The 17,307-nt window shown below is 57.7% G+C and carries 18 protein-coding genes; 16 read left to right on the top strand and 2 right to left on the bottom strand.

Translation table 11 applies throughout. From position 1 onward, the window contains the following. Positions 1 to 5: 5 nt before the first annotated feature. The 7 genes from AB1772_08320 to AB1772_08290 all read left to right on the top strand — a co-directional run bounded on the left by AB1772_08320 (position 6) and on the right by AB1772_08290 (position 7,019). Positions 6 to 1,166 (top strand): thiolase domain-containing protein, encoded by a 1,161-nt coding sequence (locus AB1772_08320; protein ID MEW5796354.1) that lies wholly within the window; start codon positions 6 to 8, stop codon positions 1,164 to 1,166. Next, positions 1,166 to 1,567 carry a Zn-ribbon domain-containing OB-fold protein gene (locus tag AB1772_08315; protein MEW5796353.1) on the top strand — a complete coding sequence of 134 codons (402 nt, stop codon included), beginning with the start codon at positions 1,166 to 1,168 and terminating at the stop codon, positions 1,565 to 1,567. The genes AB1772_08320 and AB1772_08315 overlap by 1 nt, the downstream gene beginning before the upstream one ends. A gap of 321 nt (positions 1,568 to 1,888) precedes the next feature. Beyond that, entirely contained in the window at positions 1,889 to 2,017 is a 129-nt protein-coding gene (locus AB1772_08310; protein MEW5796352.1) for a hypothetical protein, read from the top strand. Between the two features lie 565 nt (positions 2,018 to 2,582). Next, positions 2,583 to 4,190, top strand: coding sequence for a carboxyl transferase domain-containing protein (locus AB1772_08305; GenBank protein MEW5796351.1), 1,608 nt, complete (start codon positions 2,583 to 2,585; stop codon positions 4,188 to 4,190). 11 nt (positions 4,191 to 4,201) lie between these two features. After that, positions 4,202 to 4,990: an enoyl-CoA hydratase-related protein gene (locus AB1772_08300; GenBank protein ID MEW5796350.1), complete on the top strand. Its 789-nt coding sequence runs from the start codon at positions 4,202 to 4,204 to the stop codon at positions 4,988 to 4,990. A 15-nt stretch (positions 4,991 to 5,005) separates the two neighbouring features. Beyond that, positions 5,006 to 6,529 carry an acetyl-CoA carboxylase biotin carboxylase subunit gene (locus AB1772_08295; protein MEW5796349.1) on the top strand — a complete coding sequence of 508 codons (1,524 nt, stop codon included), beginning with the start codon at positions 5,006 to 5,008 and terminating at the stop codon, positions 6,527 to 6,529. Then, complete coding sequence (locus AB1772_08290) at positions 6,522 to 7,019, top strand: biotin/lipoyl-containing protein (protein ID MEW5796348.1); 498 nt, start codon at positions 6,522 to 6,524, stop codon at positions 7,017 to 7,019. The genes AB1772_08295 and AB1772_08290 overlap by 8 nt, the downstream gene beginning before the upstream one ends. A 181-nt stretch (positions 7,020 to 7,200) precedes the next feature. Here the strand turns inward: AB1772_08290 and AB1772_08285 are convergent, their stop codons facing one another. Further along, the gene (locus AB1772_08285) at positions 7,201 to 7,800 is read right to left on the bottom strand and encodes an outer membrane beta-barrel protein (GenBank protein MEW5796347.1); all 600 of its coding nucleotides are present in this window, start codon (positions 7,798 to 7,800) and stop codon (positions 7,201 to 7,203) included. A 264-nt stretch (positions 7,801 to 8,064) separates the two neighbouring features. On the opposite strand from AB1772_08285, the gene AB1772_08280 reads away from it, so the two are divergent. The 9 genes from AB1772_08280 to glyA all read left to right on the top strand — a co-directional run bounded on the left by AB1772_08280 (position 8,065) and on the right by glyA (position 16,830). After that, entirely contained in the window at positions 8,065 to 9,255 is a 1,191-nt protein-coding gene (locus AB1772_08280) for an acetyl-CoA C-acetyltransferase (protein ID MEW5796346.1), read from the top strand. Between the two features lie 29 nt (positions 9,256 to 9,284). Then, positions 9,285 to 10,148 (top strand): 3-hydroxybutyryl-CoA dehydrogenase, encoded by an 864-nt coding sequence (locus AB1772_08275; GenBank protein ID MEW5796345.1) that lies wholly within the window; start codon positions 9,285 to 9,287, stop codon positions 10,146 to 10,148. A 10-nt stretch (positions 10,149 to 10,158) separates the two neighbouring features. Next, positions 10,159 to 11,301 carry an acyl-CoA dehydrogenase family protein gene (locus AB1772_08270; protein MEW5796344.1) on the top strand — a complete coding sequence of 381 codons (1,143 nt, stop codon included), beginning with the start codon at positions 10,159 to 10,161 and terminating at the stop codon, positions 11,299 to 11,301. 3 nt (positions 11,302 to 11,304) lie between these two features. Further along, on the top strand, positions 11,305 to 12,450 hold the full coding sequence (locus tag AB1772_08265) for an acyl-CoA dehydrogenase family protein (protein MEW5796343.1): 1,146 nt from the start codon (positions 11,305 to 11,307) through the stop codon (positions 12,448 to 12,450). Between the two features lie 114 nt (positions 12,451 to 12,564). Then, positions 12,565 to 13,146: a biotin transporter BioY gene (locus AB1772_08260; protein MEW5796342.1), complete on the top strand. Its 582-nt coding sequence runs from the start codon at positions 12,565 to 12,567 to the stop codon at positions 13,144 to 13,146. A 10-nt stretch (positions 13,147 to 13,156) separates the two neighbouring features. Further along, positions 13,157 to 13,792, top strand: coding sequence for a pseudaminic acid biosynthesis-associated methylase (locus AB1772_08255; GenBank protein ID MEW5796341.1), 636 nt, complete (start codon positions 13,157 to 13,159; stop codon positions 13,790 to 13,792). Positions 13,793 to 13,926: 134 nt separating this feature from the next. Beyond that, positions 13,927 to 14,877 (top strand): branched-chain amino acid transaminase, encoded by a 951-nt coding sequence (locus AB1772_08250; GenBank protein ID MEW5796340.1) that lies wholly within the window; start codon positions 13,927 to 13,929, stop codon positions 14,875 to 14,877. A 139-nt stretch (positions 14,878 to 15,016) separates the two neighbouring features. Continuing rightward, a complete protein-coding gene (gene rpiB, locus AB1772_08245) occupies positions 15,017 to 15,454 on the top strand; it encodes a ribose 5-phosphate isomerase B (protein ID MEW5796339.1) in 438 nt (145 codons plus the stop codon). Positions 15,455 to 15,576: 122 nt separating this feature from the next. Next, the gene (gene glyA / locus AB1772_08240) at positions 15,577 to 16,830 is read left to right on the top strand and encodes a serine hydroxymethyltransferase (protein ID MEW5796338.1); all 1,254 of its coding nucleotides are present in this window, start codon (positions 15,577 to 15,579) and stop codon (positions 16,828 to 16,830) included. Between the two features lie 170 nt (positions 16,831 to 17,000). On the opposite strand, the gene AB1772_08235 is transcribed toward glyA, so the two are convergent. Further along, the coding region (locus AB1772_08235) for a transposase (protein ID MEW5796337.1) at positions 17,001 to 17,307 on the bottom strand (307 nt) is incomplete at its 5' end.

The raw sequence follows: 17,307 nt of genomic DNA, 5'->3' as shown, positions 1-17,307 counted from the left end.
CGATAATGAGACCTGTTTGTATTGTTGGCGCCGGAATGAGTCAGTGGGGCGAGGTCTGGCGCAAATCCTTTAGAGAGCTGTTTGTCGATGCGGCCCGGGCGGCGATTGCCGATGCCGGCGTGGACCATATCGACTCGCTATATGTCGGCTGCATGTCAGGCGGTCTGTTTGTCGGGCAGGAGCATGTCGGCGCGCTGATGGCCGATTATCTCGGCATGCCGGGGATTCCGGCGGCGCATGTCGAATCGGCGTGCGCATCAGGCGGGCTGGCGTTCCGGCAGGCGTATCTCGAAGTCGGCGCCGGGCAGGCGGAGATTGTCATGGCTTCCGGTGTGGAGAAGATGACTGACTGTTCCGGCGATGACGCCACCCAAGCGCTGGCGACCGCCGCCGATGCCGAGTACGAAGTCTTCAACGGCGCGACTTTCCCCGGCCTTTATGCGATGATGGCTAACGCGCATATGCATAAGTACGGCACGACTCGAGCCATGCTTACGGCCGTGTCGGTCAAGAACCATCATAACGGTTCCAGGAACCCGTTCGCGCAGTATCCGTTCAAGGTGAAGCCTGAGACGGTGGAGACATCGGTCATGGTCGCCGACCCGCTTCGGATACTTGACTGCTCGCCTATCACCGATGGCGCAGCGGCTGTGATCGTTTGCAGCGAAGAGGTCGCGAAGATGCTGAAGAAGCCGTACATCAAGGTAATTGGTTCGGCGGTCGCTACCGATCTCTTCCAGTTGGCGCAGCGCGAGGACATCACGACGATCAAATCAGCCACGCTGGCGTCGGCTAAGGCGCTGCAGATGGCCGGCAAGAAGATTACCGACATGCAGTTTGCCGAAGTGCATGACTGTTTTACGATCGCCGAGATCATGGTCGCCGAATCTATCGGTCGCTATAAACCGGGGCAGGCCGGTCCGGCGTTTCTCGCGGGTGAGAGCGCGCTCGAAGGCAAGTTCCCGATCAACCCGTCGGGCGGCCTGAAGTCCAAAGGTCATCCGGTCGGCGCGACCGGTGTAGCCCAGGTGGTCGAAGTCTACAAGCAACTGACCGGCAAGGCTGAGAACGGCCGCCAGATCAAAGGCTCGCCGAAACTGGCCATGACCCAGAACATGGGCGGCACCGGGGCCTCATCGGTGGTCCACATCATGGAGGTGGCATAATGTCGATATTTCCTTCACGGGTATGGCGTGAATATCCGCAACGGTATCGTCTCGAAGCAGTGAAGTTCAAAAAAAGCGGGAAGACTTACTTCCCGCCGCGCCAGGTCGATCCGACCAACGGCGACACCCAGTCCGAACCGGTAGTTCTGCCGGAAACCGGCAAGGTTGTCACCTACACCGTGATTCGCGTGGCCCCATCGCAGTGGGGCGACCTGTCGCCGTACGCGCTGGCGATTGTCGAACTCACTGACGGCACGCGCATTTTCGGCCAGATGACCGACTGCGATGTCAACCAGGTGAAGATCGGCGTGGAGGTGCGAATCGAGTTCCGCCTGGTCCAGAAAGAGGGCTCACACGGCGTGCTGAGCTACGGGTACAAATTCGTGCCGAAGTGGTATTAGGCTTGTAGGTCGAAACCTCTGCGGTTTCGACAAGTCACCCTGAGCCCTGAGCTCGTCGAAGGGTCGAAGGGTGCCAGTGGGCGGCAGACCTCCCGGTCTCCACCTTCAAAGTCACCCTGAGCCTGAAGAAGGGCGACTTACGGTCATCGTCCGCCCCCAAAAAGTCATCCCCCGGCTCGACCGGGGGATCCAACAATTGATCGGCAGGCCTCCGCGCCTGCCGGTTTTGTGTTTCGTCTTTCGCGGGAGTGGCATTATCTTGAAAACAGGTGATTTACACTAACAATTGGAGGATAGGGTGTGACCGATCAGGAAGATAGCGTGCCGCGGTCAATTGAGAAGAAGAGTGGGATTGCGTTCACTGGGAACGCCTTGGTGGATGGTGCTACACTGATTGCAGTCATTACTGGCTACGGCTACTTTCTGCTGTACTTCTATGAGATGGGATAGTGTAGCTACTTCGGAGTACCTTCAGAGTTCATCCGAATCGATCCGGTGAAGCTGGTCTGGTTACCTGCTGGATTAGCTGTCCTCTATTTAGGTCTCTTGTCGGCTCTGGATGCGCTCGATCCGCTTTTACGACCTTTAATCAATCCTAGGGTTCTGTTGGTTCTTCTTGCAGAATTCTTGGCGCTTGGTGTAGGAGCTGTAGCTTCTTGGACTACCAAGTCGTGGCTCTACATCTTGGTGGGACTTGCGCTCTTTTCAGGGTCTTGTAGGTCGAAACCCCTGTGGTTTCGACATTCTGTCTTGTACCGTTGTCAAAACCGCGTCGCCCGCCCAATGGCGGTCGACTCAGGGGTTTTGACCTACAACCGCTAAGCCGGCAGATGAGGGTATCTGCCGGGCACGGCTTGGTTTACTCTGGGGTCTGATCAACAATCTACTCTCTTTACAAATCCGCCTGGCGCGCATATATTCGGCCTTGGTGTGCCCGGAGACGGGCCTGTTTGTTGAGTTACAACAACTTAAGCGGGACGCGGCCGCCCAGAACGATACCCGTATTGAGAAGCTTATGTTTCGCATCGAGTCCAAGATCGATACCAAATCCTCCCAATTCAAAGAAAACGAGCAAAAGAATCGCGAGCAGCATCGGCTGTTCAAGGAACGACTAGAACAAAACAAATTGGGCGGGCCGGAAAAGTCACGCCAGCGTCATGTCGAACGGAAAAAACTGCTGCCGCGTGACCGCCTGGCTGGTCTGCTGGATAAGAATACGCCGTTTCTCGAATTGAGCCCACTGGCTGCCTACGACATGTACGACAACGAGGCACCCGCGGCGGGAATCATCACAGGTATCGGAGTCGTGCATAGCCGCGAGGTGATGGTTGTGGTCAACGACGCCACGGTCAAAGGAGGCACGTACTATCCGATCACGATCTTGAAACACGCCCGCGCTCAGGCAATCGCTGAGGAAAACCGGCTGCCATGTGTCTATCTTGTCGATTCCGGCGGGATTTTTTTGCCGCTCCAGTCGGGCACGTTTCCCGACAAGGATCACTTCGGCCGCATCTTCTATAACCAGGCGCGGCTGTCGGCGCAGGGGATCGCGCAGATCTCGATTGTAATGGGCTCGTGCACGGCAGGGGGCGCGTACCTGCCGGCGATGTCAGACGAGACGGTGATTGTCCGCAAGCAGGGGACGATCTTTATCGGTGGGCCGCCGCTGGTGAAGGCCGCCACCGGCGAAGTTGTCACTGCCGAAGAGCTTGGTGGTGCCGATGTGCACTGCCGTGTCTCCGGTGTGAGCGATCATTATGCTCAGGACGATACCCATGCTCTGCAGGTGGCGCGCAACATTGTGGAGAATCTCGACAAGCCGTATCGCGAGCCGGTCGAGCGTTCGATCCCTGAAGAGCCGCATTACGACCCCGAAGAGTTGTACGGAGTAGTGTCAAACGATTTGCGCAAACCGTATGATGTGCGCGAAGTTATCGCTCGGCTGGTGGACGGTTCGCGGTTTCATGAGTTCAAGGAGCTGTACGGGATCACGCTGGTGACCGGGTTTGCGCGGATCATGGGGTACCCGGTCGGGATAATCGGCAACAACGGTGTGCTGTTCAGTGAATCATCGCTGAAAGGGGCGCATTTTATTGAGCTCTGCACGCAGCGGAGAATCCCGCTGCTGTTTTTGCAGAACATTTCGGGGTTCATAGTTGGACGTCAGTACGAGGCCGGGGGTATCGCCCGCGACGGTGCCAAGATGGTTCATGCAGTCGCCAACGCGCAGATACCGAAGTTTACGGTCGTGATCGGCGGTTCCTACGGTGCGGGCAACTACGCCATGTGCGGGCGGGGGTATTTCCCGCGACTAATGTGGATGTGGCCCAATGCGAAGATCTGTGTTATGGGGGGCGAGCAGGCGGCTGATGTGCTCGCGACGGTCAAGATCAATCAGCTTGAAACCGAAGGCCGCAAGCTGACGCCCGAGGAAATCAAAGCGATCCGTCAGCCCATCATAGACAATTACGAATCGCAGTCGACGCCCTATTATTCAGGCGCGCGGCTCTGGGACGACGGCATGCTCGGCTTTACCGAGACGCGTCAGGCGCTGGCGCTGGCGATATCGATGTCGCTCAACGCGCCGTTCCCGGATCAGCAGTATGGTGTGTTCCGCATGTAGATCGGTACGCTATGAATTACACGACCTTGAAATACACGGAGGACGGGCGGATCGGACGGGTCTCGTTCTGCCGTCCGGAGATACATAACGCCTTCAACGGGACGGTCATTACCGAAATGTCCCACCTGTTCGCGGAGTTAGCAACAGGAGACGATCTGCGCGTGATTCTGCTGACCGGTGAGGGGAAATCGTTCTGCGCAGGCGCCGATCTTAACTGGATGCGTGAGGTAATCGATCAGTCGTACGAGCAAAACCTGGCCGAATCGAATGCCCTCGCTGATCTATTCTATCAGATCTACACCTTCAAGCGTCCTGTCGTTGGCCGTATCAATGGCGCGGCGATAGGCGGCGGTACGGGTTTTGTCGCGGTGTGCGACATCGCGATTGCGGCGCGCTCGGCGAAATTCTCGTTCTCCGAAGTCAAGATCGGCGTAGTGCCGGCCTGTATCGGCCCGTATGTCATTCGCAAGATGGGCGAGGGGAAAGCGCGCGAGTTATTCATCACTGGCGAACGGATGAGCGCGGAGCGGGCGTGCGAGGTCGGCCTGGTCAACAAAGTCGTGGATGATGACAAGCTCGACGCCGAGATCAACAACCTGATTGAGTCGATACTTTCGTCGGGTCCCGAAGCGGTGGCGATGGCCAAGAGGCTGGTCAGCGAAGTGCCTATGATGTCACCTGCTCAGTTTAAGCCGTTTACTGCCGAGATGATCGCGAAACTGCGCGTTTCGAGTGAGGGTCAGGAAGGGATGGACGCGTTTCTCAACAAACGAAAGCCGCGCTGGGTGAGTGACAAGTGATTCAGTGATGCCGCTATGTCAGACAAACTGTTCAAGAAAGTACTTGTAGCCAATCGCTCCGAAATTGCGGTCCGCGTGATAAACGCCTGCCGCGTGCTGGGCATAAAGTCGGTGGCGGTATTCTCCGAGGCCGACCGCGGCAGCAAACATCGGTTCGCAGCCGACGAGTCAGTGTTTATCGGCCCGCCGCCGCCGAGGCAGTCGTATCTCGATATCGGGAAGATCATTCAGGCCGCCAAAGAGACCGGCTGCGAGGCGATTCATCCCGGTTACGGCTTTCTCGCCGAGAATTCTGAGTTCCCTAAGGCCTGCCGCGATGCCGGTATCGTTTTTATCGGCCCGCCACCGGATGCGATGCTGCTTATGGGGAACAAAGTCGAATCGCGCATAAAGATGTCAGGCGCCGGTGTCCCGTTGATACCGGGCATGACAGCGTCCGCTGTTGACCCCAAAGTGTTTCGCGAGGCGGCCGATAAGGCCGGGTACCCGGTGATGATCAAAGCCGCCGCCGGCGGCGGGGGCAAGGGGATGCGGATCGTTCATCAGCCGAACGAACTGAACGACGCCCTCGAGGCGGCTCGCCGCGAGGCGCTGAATGCGTTCAATGATGATTCGGTCTACCTCGAAAAGTATATCGCCAACGCCCGCCATATCGAGTTCCAGGTGCTGGCCGATTCACACGACAATTGTGTCCATGCCTTCGAGCGCGAGTGCTCGATTCAGCGGCGGCATCAGAAGATTATCGAAGAGACCCCGTCGGTGGCACTCAACGAGCAGCTTCGCACACGCATGGGCGATGCGGCGGTGGCGGTGGCCAAAGCGGCCGGGTATGTCAACGCGGGCACGGTTGAATTCCTCGTAGACGAAAAGGGCGCATTCTATTTTCTGGAAATGAACACCCGTATCCAGGTAGAGCATCCGATCACCGAAATGGTCACCGGCACCGACCTGGTAGTTGAGCAGATACGAATCGCCGCCGGGCTGCCGTTGTCGGAGCAGATGCACCACCTGACTCAGCGGGGACACGCGATTGAGTGCCGTATCTATGCCGAGGACGGCGAGAACAGTTTTATGCCGAGCACCGGGCGTATCCTGCACTACACCGAGCCGATCGGGCCGGGCATACGTGTCGACTCCGGTATCACCAGGGGATCTGAGATCACCATTGACTATGATCCGATAATGGCAAAACTGATCGTCCACGCTCCCGATCGTCCCGGCGCCATACGCAAGATGATAAACGCGCTGCATGAGTACAAAATCCTCGGCGTCAAAACTTCCAAGCGATTCATGGTTGATGTGCTCGGACATCCGGAGTTCCAGGCCGGACGCACATACACCAACTTCCTAGGCAGGCACATGGGCGAGAGGTTATCTGCAGTCGACGATCACGTCGCACTCGCGGCGGCTGTGGCATCGGTGGCGTCGCTGACGACGCGGCGTGGTATCACTGTGGGTAGCGGCGATGGCCCCGCGGTGGTGCCGTCGCCGTGGGAAGCGCTGGGCGCGTGGGAGATTGGGGACTCGATCCATGAATAAGCACGAGTTTCTGGTCGGTGGTAAACAGATCGAGACACAAACCGAGAAGAGTTCCGAGGGGTATACCGTCCGTGTCGGCAATCAGTCGTACAACATTCAACAGATCTCGGAAGGGCTGTTCTCGGTCGCGGTTGACGGACGCAGGAAGATCATCGCCGCGGCTACAGTAAACGGCACTACATTTGTCGATATCGACTCCGTTGTAGTGGAGCTACAGGAGCCGTCGCATGACGGATTCGCCGGCGGCGCAAGTGATCATGCCGAGGCGCCTGACAAGATATTTGCACCAATGCCGGGGAAAATCGTCAAGCTGATGGTAGCGGTGGGGGACACGGTGGAGCCGAAACAGCAGGTGGTGATTGTCGAAGCGATGAAGATGGAGAACCCGGTGCCGGCACGTGCTAAGGGGACGGTGAAGGCGATCAACTTTTCAGTCGGCGACCAGGTGACGACCGAGGAACCGATAGTGGAGCTGGAGTTGGCGAAGTAGGCTGGATTTGCATTAAACCCACGGGATGAACGGTAGGGCGGGTCCGCCTCGAACCCGCCAACGGATACTTGGTGAACCGTGCCCGGCAAATGCCCTCATCTGCCGGCTGCCAGGCGCGTGAACCGAGCAAAAAAAAGCCGGAGCGGACGCTCCGGCCTTTTCCCCTCCGTGTGTAATTCGACTAAAAGAACTTCAAGCCGACTGTCACCGGGATGAACGCCGATGACTCATTGTCGGTCGCGATATTGACATATCGCACCTGCGCAAAGAGACTGAACACTGGGCTGGTCGCCAGCGAGAAACCGCCACCGATGTTCCAGAACAGCTTGGTCTGGTTCTCAGAAACCGACTCGTTCAGAAGGCTCAGTGTCAACGACGGCGGGCCGTCGAATTCGGTCTGCTGAATGGCGGCAAAACCGAGACCGCCGAGCAGGTACGGGCTTACCGGGAACGCCGGCAGGCTCGGGTTGACTTTGACGTCGCCGCCGAACATCCAGACTTTGTTGGTGCCGCCGGAGTACTCCGAGTAGGCCTGGTCGAAATCGAAGCTGAAGGTATGGTATTCAACCTTGCCTACCAGTTCGATCACCGGGCTGGCCGGCAGACCAATGCCGACAAAGCCATGGTAGCCGTTTTTGTAGTATGATTTGAAGCTTTCCGGCGCGGTCGGAATCGACAGCGCCCCACCGGCGTAGATACTCACCGGGCTGCCGGGCACCTGGGCCGATAGGGTCGAGCCGAAGGCCAGCAGAATCGCGAGGACGGTAAAGACTTTCTTCATGTTTCCTCCAAAGTGGGAGCTTAGTTATCTCAAGAAACTAAGATCGACACCTTGCCCGGTTTCCTTTAGCCCGTCTGGGTGGGGCTTGGAGCCAGAGACATAGGCAATAGAGGTAGATGAAGGGGTGATTGATGCGCGATCGGTTGGGTATTTCCAGTCAGCGCCAAGTCAAATCGGGGGCCATGCTTGATTTGATTCGGTGATTTGGTTATATACGGCCATTTGTGGTTCGGGCTTTTGAAACGTTTTGATGGAGAATGAGATATGGCTGACAGACAAGACGCATACATCGTCTCAGCCTGCCGCAGCGCGATTGGCACGCTTCACGGCGGACTGGGCTCCCTTTCGGCCCCTCAGTTGGGCGCTTTGGCGATCAAAGAGGCGGTAAAGCGGTCGGGAATCGACAGCAAGGACATCGACGAGGTCATCATGGGTCAGGTGGTGCAGGGAGGCGCCGGTCAGGCGCCGGCCCGGCAGGCGGCGATCCACGGCGGAGTGTCGTCGCAGGTCCCTTGTATCACCATCAACAAAGTTTGCGGTTCCGGACTCAAGGCGGTCATGCTGGCGGCACAGTCGATTCGGGCCGGTGACCAGGATGTCATTGTCGCCGGAGGCATGGAGTCCATGTCGAGCACGCCCTATGTGATTCGCGGCGCCAAGACCGGCACTAAGTTCGGCCACGGCAAGCTGGATGATATTATGATTTCCGACGGTCTCTGGGACAGCTTCAATGATTTCCACATGGGAAATGCTGCTGAGTATACGCAGAAGAAGGCCGGCATTTCGCGTGAAGAACAGGATCAGTTCGCTTACAATTCCCATCGCAAGGCGGTGGCGGCCCAGCAGGCCGGGAAATTTGACAAGGAAATTTTCGCCATCGAAATCCCCCAGCGCAAAGGTGATCCGGTAGTATTCAAGAAAGATGAATGTCCGCGCCCGGATGTTTCGGTCGAAAGCCTGGCGAAGCTTCGCCCTGCGTTCCAGAAGGACGGAACTGTGACTGCGGGCAACGCCCCCGGCCTGAACGACGGCAGCGCCGCTACGATTGTCGTATCCGGGCAGTACTTGAAAGAGAAGGGCCTCAAGCCGCTGGCTCGAATTGTCGATTATGCCGCCGCCGGGACCGATCCGATTGATCTGTTTTTCTCACCCATCTTTGCGGTGCGTAAGCTAATGGCAAAGATGAAGGTGGATATCGGCCATTGGGACCTGATCGAAGCCAATGAGGCGTTTTCCGTGCAGGCGCTCGCCGACGGGAAAGAGCTGGGCTGGGACTGGAATCGAGTTAACGTCCACGGCGGATCGGTGGCGCTCGGCCATCCGATCGGTGCCTCGGGCACTCGTATTCTCGTGACGCTGATTTATGCGCTCAAAGATCGCGGGCTGAAAAAGGGTCTGGCGACACTCTGCCTTGGGGGCGGCAACGCGGTTGCCCTGGCCATAGAAATTGTCTGATGATGCGAATTGTGGAAGGAGCTGAAACTTTGAATTTGGATGACATCAAGAAAGTGACCGTGATCGGCAGCGGCACCATGGGCAACGGTATCGCCCAAGTGTTTGCCCAGAACGGGTATCCGGTTCATCTGATCGACATCGACAAGACCTTCCTCGAGAAGGCGATGGCTACCATGTCCGGTTCGATGGACCGCCAGATCAAGAAGGGCGTTATCACTGACACCGACAAACAGGCGGCGCTCGCGCGAATTGAAACGAGCACCGACCTTCGTTCGGCCCGTGATTCGCAGTTGGTGATCGAAGCGATCACCGAGAGTCTCCAGGTGAAACTGGACCTCTTCAAGAAGCTGGCCGATATCTGCTCGCCCGACATGATCCTGGCCTCAAACACGTCGTCGCTGCCCATCACCCAGTTGGCGGCGACGACTCACAATCCGGCGAATTTTATCGGAATGCACTTTATGAACCCGGTGCCGATGATGAAGTTGGTCGAATTGATCCGCGGGATTGCCACTTCGGATCACACCTGTCATGTCGCGGTGGCGCTGGCCAAAAGGCTGGGTAAAGTGCCGGTGGAGGCGAACGATTACCCCGGCTTTATAGCCAATCGCATTCTGATGCCGCTGATCAATGAAGCGATTTACGCGCACATGGAAGGGGTCGGGACGATCCCGGCAATCGATGAAGTCATGAAGCTGGGTGCGGGGCATCCGATGGGGCCGTTCACGCTGGCCGATTTTATCGGGCTTGACGTGTGCCTGGCGATTCTTGAAGTTATGCACGATGGTTTGGGCGACCCGAAGTACCGACCTTGTCCGCTTCTGAGGAAGATGGTGCAGGCGGGGTATCTTGGCCGGAAAACCGGCCGCGGGTTCTATAATTACCAGCAGTAAGGAGAGGCGGATGGATTTCAATCTGACCGATGACGACTTAGAGCTGAAAAAGATGGCCCGCAATCTCGCCGAGAAGCGCATCTATCCGCTGGCTCTGGATATGGATGAAGAAGGGCGCACGCCCCAGGACCTGATCGAGGAATGCGCCGAGCTGGGGTATTTCGGCTTCACTGTTCCCGAGGAATACGGTGGCCTGGGCCTCAGCGCCACCGCCTTTATGGGCGTCCTTGAGGAAATCTGCGCTGCTTGCGCCGGGTTCGGCATCCTGCTGTCCGTACACAACTCGCTCACCTGCGAGATTATCAAAGTGTACGGCTCGGAGGCGCTCAAGAAGAAGTACCTGCCGGTCATGGCGACCGGCGAAAAAATCGGCGCATACTGTATCACCGAGCCTGACGCCGGCACCGATGTGGCGTCGATCAAGACCACCGCGGTGGACAAGGGCGATCATTATCTTCTGAACGGCACCAAAACATTCGTGACCAACGCCGGATTTGCGGGCGTGTTCGTTGTTTTTGCCAAGACCGATCCGGAGGGCAAACACAAGGGGATGTCGGCGTTCGTGGTTGATGCCGGCTCACCGGGACTGTCGATAGGCCAGCCGGAGAAGAAGTGCGGGATCAAGGCGTCGGATACGCGCGAGATCAATCTCATCGACGTCAAGGTGCCGAAAGAGAACATGATCGGCAACCCGGGTGACGGGTTCAGGATGTGTGTCGGCATCCTGAATTCGGGCCGAATTGGCGTGTCGTTCCAGGCGATCGGCATCGCCCAGGCGGCCCTCAGTGAGGCCATAAAGTACTCGAAACAGCGCGTACAATTCGGGCAGACGATCAGCAACTTCCAGGCGATTCAGTGGAAGCTGGCCGAGATGGCCACGCGGATCGACGCCGGACGCCTGCTGGCGTACCGCGCGGCGCAGCTGAAGGACCAGGGCAAGCCGTGCCACCGGGAATCCTCGATGGCCAAGCTGTTTTGCTCGCAGATGGCCAATTTCGTCTGCAATGAGGCGGTGCAGGTGCACGGCGGGTACGGTTATATCAAGGAGTATCCGGTGGAGCGGTATTTCCGCGATGCTCGCGTGACTGAGCTGTATGAAGGAACCTCCGAGGCGCAGCGAATGGTCATCGCGCGCGATCTATTGAAGGATTAGACATTGCTGGAGAAAAAACACCAGGAATACCGGGAGAAGATCCGGGCTTTTTGCCTGGAGCAGATCGAACCGATGGCGGCGCAGCTCGATTTGGAACAGCGCTTTCCGGAAGAGCACATGAAGCCGCTGCAGGAGCAGGGGCTGTTCTCCTGCCTGATTCCTGAAGAATATGGCGGCGTTCCTGTCGATACGCTAAGTTACATAATCGCAGTGGAAGAAGCTTCGCGGGTCTGTGGATCCACCGGCATCATGCTGGCGGCGCATAATTCGCTTGGCTGCTTCCCGATTCTCGAATTCGGTACCGAGGAGCAGCGACGCAGGTATCTTCCGCGCGCCGCACAGGGGGAACTGATCGCGTTCGGGTTATCCGAACCCGATGCCGGTTCCGATGCCGGCGGTATGCGCACAGTCGCAATCAAGCGCGACGACTGCTGGGTTATGAACGGCTCCAAGTGCTGGATAACATCGGCGACGAAAGCGTTCGCGACAATCGCCACGGCACGGACGAACGACGATCCCGAGGACAAACGCATAACGAGCTTCATTATCGAGAAGGCCTGGCAAGGGTATGCGGTCGGCAAGAAAGAGAATAAGCTCGGCCTGCGCGGGTCGGATACCGCATTCCTGCATTTTGACGAGATGCGCGTACCGTTTGAGAACCAGCTCGGCAAGGTTGGCGACGGTTTCAAGCAGGCGCTGATCACCCTCGACGGTGGCCGCATCTCGATAGGCGCGATGGCACTCGGCCTCGGGCAAGGGGCGCTCGACGTAGCTCTCAAGTACTCGGCCGACCGCGTCCAGTTCGGCAAGCCGATCTCGTACAACCAGGCGATACAACACCGTCTGGCTGACATGGCCACGGAAATCCAGGCGGCGCGGCTCATGATTTACGAAGCTGCAGTGCTGAAGGACGCTCGTCTGCCGTTCAGCCGCCAGTCGGCCATGTGCAAGCTGTTCGCGTCGGAAGTTGCCACGCGCGCGGCGGCCAGCGCTATGACGATACTTGGGGCCGTGGGTTACCTTACCGGCCCGTATCCGGTGGAACGGATTTGGCGGGATGTCAAGTTGTGCGAGATCGGCGAGGGGACATCGGAGATTCAACGTCTCGTTATCGCGCGCGATCTGCTGAGGACGATGCAGACGGTGTGACGTAAGCCGCGCCGTAGAGTTGTAACAAGGGAATCACGCTGAACGTGATTTGTGTCGAGCTGATGATTTACAATCGTCTCGTCGACGACCTCAGAAGCATAAGGAGTACTGTCTGTGAACAATACAATTCATTCCCTAACTATTTATGATGTGATCCGCCCCTCCGCCCGATGGATGGAGGCGCCGCTGCTGCTCGCGTTTAACCTCTTGCTGGTAGCCTGCTCATACCTGTCGTTCAACCTTCCGTTTTCGCCGGTGCCGGTGACTGGGCAAACTTTCGGTGTGCTTTTGGTCGCCATGGCGCTTGGACGAGTGCGAGGCAGCTCGGTAGTTCTCGCCTATCTCGCCGAGGGCGCCGCCGGACTTCCGGTGTTTGCCGGTGGCGCGGCCGGAGTCGGTGTACTGGCCGGTCCGACGGGCGGGTACCTGATCGGATTTCTGGCTGCGGCTTATGTCGCCGGCTGGCTGGCCGATCTGGGGTGGGATAAGGGATACGTAAAATCAGTGGTGGCGATGCTCGCCGGTAATGTCGTGATCTTCGCCTGCGGGCTGGCGCAGCTTTCGATGTATGTGCCGGCCGGATCGGTTCTCGCGCTGGGCCTCTATCCGTTCATCGCGGGGGGCATCGTCAAAATAGCGCTGGCGGCAGTGATACTGCCATCGGTGTGGAAACTTGTCGACCGTCGCCGCAATTGAGAGGATTGGCTTGGGCTACAAGACGGAACAAGAAGAATTCTGGAACGGCAGGTTCGGTGACGAATACACCGAGCGCAACCGGGGTTCATCCTGGGTGGCGTCCAACACCGCTTTCTTCGGCCAGGTTCTCAAACGGGCGGTGGGAATAAAATCCATAATAGAGCTGGGCGCCAATATCGGTTTGAACCTGATGGCCCTTCAGAGGCTGCTACCGGGAGTAGAATTGGCGGGTGTGGAAATCAATCAGAAAGCAGCCGACGAACTGAAAACCAACATGCCGGAGGCCGAGGTATTCCGCCAAACGGTGCTGGAGTTCCGGCCCACTCGCACCTGGGATCTCGCGCTCACCAAAGGGGTACTCATCCACATGAACCCCGACATGCTCCCGGATGTATACGATCTGCTCTACCGCTGCAGTACCCGTTATGTACTAATCGCAGAGTATTACAATCCGTCACCGGTAGAACTTATCTATCGCGGCCACACGAAGAAACTGTTCAAGAGAGACTTCGCGGGGGAGATGCTTGACCGCTTTCCCGATTTGGTGTTGCGGGACTACGGTTTTGTATATCATCGGGACAATAACTTCCGCCAGGACGACATTGTGTGGTTTCTGTTGGAGAAGCAGACCTCCAGAGCCACTTGACACGAGACGATCAGACCCCGGTCTCAGCAGAATCGTTACTCTTCCGACCTTAGAAACCGGTTGAAATAGTCGCCGGCTTTTGGTATTTTGCCCTCAGTGAACGGAGACCTGGAATACCCTGGAGGACTTCTCTAATGCAGACCAGCGAACTCATCTGGATGAACGGCAAACTGGTTAAATGGAACGACGCCAAAATACACGTGCTGTCGCACGTAGTTCATTACGGTTCATCGGTATTCGAAGGGATGCGGGCCTACAAATCCGACCGTGGCCCAATCCTGTTCCGTCTGCGCGATCATTCTGTCCGACTCTTGAACTCCGCCAAAATCTACCGTATGCCGCTCAACTACACGGCTGAACAGATCGATCAGGCGATCATCGATCTGATCGACGCTAACAAACTCGAGGCCTGCTATGTCCGCCCGGTCGCATACCGGGGCTACGGGGCTCTGAAAGTGGATCCGTCGGATTGCCCGATCGAGATGTCTATCGCTGTCTGGCCGTGGGGCCAGTATCTTGGCGACGGTGCTGTCGAACGTGGAGTGCGGGTCTGTGTGTCGTCCTGGCGGCGCCTGGCCGCCGATACGCTTCCAGCAATGGCCAAGGCCGGCGGCAACTATCTCAGCAGCCAGCTAATCAGGCTTGAGGCGCGGCGGCTCGGTTTCGACGAGGGCATTGGTCTCGACTACAACGGTCATGTTTCCGAAGGCTCAGGCGAAAACGTGTTTATCATCAAAGGTGACGTGCTGATCACGCCGCCGCTGTCGGCATCGGTGCTGCCGGGAATCACGCGCGACACAGTAATCACCATGGCGCGCGATCTTGGGTACGAGGTCCGCGAGCACAACATCCCGCGCGAGTATTTGTACATCGCCGACGAGGTCTTTTTCACTGGTTCCGCCGCCGAAATAACACCCGTGGCGGAAGTAGACGGTCTGCAAGTGGGGACCGGCTCACGCGGAGCGATCACAAAGAAATTACAGAAGGCATTTTTCGACATTGTCGAGGGTCGCACGCCGGACAAATACGGCTGGCTGACCTATGTACGCGAGAAGGCGAACAAGAAGCTGGGAGTGCCGGCATAAGTAACGTATGGCGGGTCCGTCTCTAACCCGCCGTTTCGTGGCCGGCAGACGTCCTCGTCTGCCGCTCCATCTTAAGGGGCAGACCAGGAGGTCTGCCGCCCACGAATGAGGAGTACTAAACGAAGGAGCCATCGCATAGATGAAAATCGCAATCGGCGCTGACCATAATGGGTATCTATTCAAGGAGCGAGTCAAGGCGCTGCTCGAGAAGTGGGGCTACGGGGTGATTGACATGGGGACCACGTCGGAGGAATCAGTCGACTATCCCGATTATGGCCTGAAGGTCGCCCACGCGGTCGCCGACGGCAAAGTCAACTACGGTGTCAATATCTGCTGGACCGGCAACGGCATGGCGATTACGTCCAACAAAGTTAAAGGCGTGCGGGCCGGGCTGGCCTTGAATACCGAAATGTCCCGCCTGACGAGACTTCACAACGATGCTAACGTACTCATTCTATCCGGCAAGTTCACGCCTGAGGGCGAGCTCGAGTCCATCCTCAAAACGTTTCTGGATACACCGTTTGAGGGCGGCCGTCATGTCGCCCGCCTGAACAAGATCAAGGCGGCGGAGCGGTAGGGCGGGACCGTCCTGCTCGACCACCCACTACCAATTGACCCCCGTCCCCCTTTTTCCTACATTGATCGCGGCTGTACCGGTACCCCACCCAACGGGTGGGTTTAGGACGCGAAGGAGTTCCTATGTCATACCTTAAGCAAGTCGACCCTGAAATATACGAAGCCATATTCAATGAGACCCGCCGCGAGGCGACCAAGCTCGAACTGATTGCGTCCGAGAATTTCGTCTCCGAGGCGGTGCTCGAGGCCCAGGGTGGGGTGATGACCAACAAGTACGCCGAGGGGTATCCGGCCAAGCGGTACTACGGCGGGTGCGAGTTTGTCGATGTCGCCGAAGACCTCGCCCGCAACCGCGCCAAAGAGCTGTTCGGTTGTGAGCATGCCAACGTTCAGCCGCACTCCGGTTCGCAGGCCAACATGGGGGCGTATTTCACGGTCCTCAAACCGGGCGATAAGGTGATGGGGCTCGATCTTTCCCACGGCGGCCATCTGACCCACGGCCACCCGATCAATTTTTCCGGCATTCTCTACCAGTTCAAGGGTTACCAGGTCGACAAAGAGACCGAGGTTATCGACTACGACAGGCTGATCGATGCCGCCAAAGAGTACCAGCCGAAAATGATAGTCGCCGGGGCATCGGCCTATCCGCGCTTCTGGGATTTCGAGGCGATTCGCCGGGCATGCGATGCCTGTGGCGCATACATGATGGTCGATATCGCTCATATCGCGGGCCTGGTTGCCGCGGGCCTGCACCCGTCGCCGATTCCGTACGCGGATTTTGTCACCACAACCACGCACAAAACTCTTCGCGGGCCGCGCGGCGGGATGGTTATGTGCAAGGAGAAATACGCCGCCGATCTCGACCGCACGATCATGCCCGGTATCCAGGGCGGACCGCTCATGCACGTGATCGCCGCCAAAGCAGTCGCATTCAAAGAGGCGCTGCGGCCGGAATTCAAAACGTACCAGAAGCAGATTGTAGACAACGCGAAAACACTTGCTGAAGGGCTCAAGAAGCGGGGTTATCGTCTGGTTGCGGGTGGAACCGACACGCACCTGATGCTCGTATCGTTTATTGACATCCCCAAACTGACCGGCAAGAAAGTGGAGCAGGCGCTGGACAAGGCCGGAATCACGGTCAACAAAAACACCGTCCCGTTCGATCCGGAAAAGCCGTTTGTGACCTCGGGCATTCGTATCGGCACGCCGGCGGTAACCACACGCGGGATGGGGACTGATGCCATGAAGCAGATTGCCGAGTTCATTGACCGTGCCATTCAGAATCGCAAAGATGACGCCGTGCTGGAGGGTATTGCGCGCGAGGTTGCGACCTTGTGCGAGAAATATCCGCTCTATGCGGAGCGGATGAAAGATTAGTATCGTAGGGCAGGAGTCCTGTACTCCTGCCATGTGTAGCAGGACCGCAGGGGTCCTGCCCTACGAGTGTGGAAGATGAAGAATGTAGGTCAAAACCCCTGAGGCGAGCGCGCAGGCGCGAGACGTGGTTTTGACAAGTGTGAGCAAGTATCGTAGCGACTGTGTTGAAATCAAGCCATTTTTGGTTCCCAGTATTGGTTTTTGGCGAGCATGGCGTTGAGGATAGTGATGAGTTTGCGCATGCACGCCACGTTGGTGGTCATCTTGGATTTTCCCGACGCCCGGAGGCGTTGGCGGAACGCTCGGATCACGGGGTTGTGACGGGCCGCGCTTAAGGTGGGGAGGAACAAGCGGGTGCGGACATCGCGCCGCCCGCCGCCGGTCAGCCGTTTACCCCGGAACTTACCGCTGTCGCGATTGATCGGGGCGGTCCCGATGAGAGCAGCGATCTGGCGCCGATTGAGTTGTCCCAGTTCC

This window comes from Candidatus Zixiibacteriota bacterium (assembly GCA_040752815.1).
Lineage (GTDB): Bacteria > Zixibacteria > MSB-5A5 > GN15 > FEB-12 > JAGGTI01.
Note: the sequence above shows the minus strand (reverse complement) of the source record. Positions and strands in the feature narration are given on the sequence as shown.